The sequence below is a fragment of the Roseateles sp. P5_B10 genome (assembly GCF_056400485.1).
In genome coordinates, this window is the sequence record NZ_JBFULE010001607.1 from 1 (window position 1) to 597 (window position 597).

At 55.9% G+C, this 597-nt stretch carries 1 protein-coding gene; it reads left to right on the top strand.

Annotated features, from left to right (window positions below; all coding sequences use genetic code 11):
- Positions 1-188 precede the first annotated feature (188 nt).
- Positions 189-597 (top strand): hypothetical protein (locus tag AC1DU6_RS34865; RefSeq protein ID WP_477863103.1); only part of this gene is annotated, 409 nt, incomplete at its 3' end.

A 597-nucleotide genomic window follows, 5' to 3' on the forward strand; every position in this document is an offset into this window, starting at 1 on the left:
GTGTTAACCTGTTGTTAGGCATTGATAAATGACTGAAATCAGGGACGAAAATGACAGCGCCGCGACGGATAAGCGGACCGTGCCGCCTCCGGGCGAGGTAATGCATTCTTGCAACAATGAGTCAGTTTTCGATCCAAAATGTGGCTTTCGGATTGCGGCAAGTACCGTTTCTTGTTAGCGCTCAATCCATGAAGCAGATCGCAAAGATTTTCCTTGTAGTTGTATTGCTAGGATCGAGCGGCCAGCTCGCTCATGCAGCCGAGCCATTTTTCATTCTTGACGCCATCAATCAGGCGGTAAAGACGAATCCAGGTGTCGGCGAGGCGTCTGCCAATCGCCGTGCCACCGAAGCCGAACTTCGCCAGAGCCAAGGTACTTTGCTGCCTCAGATCAGGCTGCAGGCGAATACCGGCCCCGAGATGTTGAACCGGGCGATTGTTCCTGCGCCGGCCGGCAATGGCTCCTATGTCAACGGCAGCGAGGCGTCGGTAACGGTGCGCCAGCTGGTGTTCGACGGCTTTGCGTCGATCAACGACATCTGGCGTCAGGCTGCGCGCGTCGATGCTGCTGCGTTCCGGGTGCTTGAACGGACTGAAC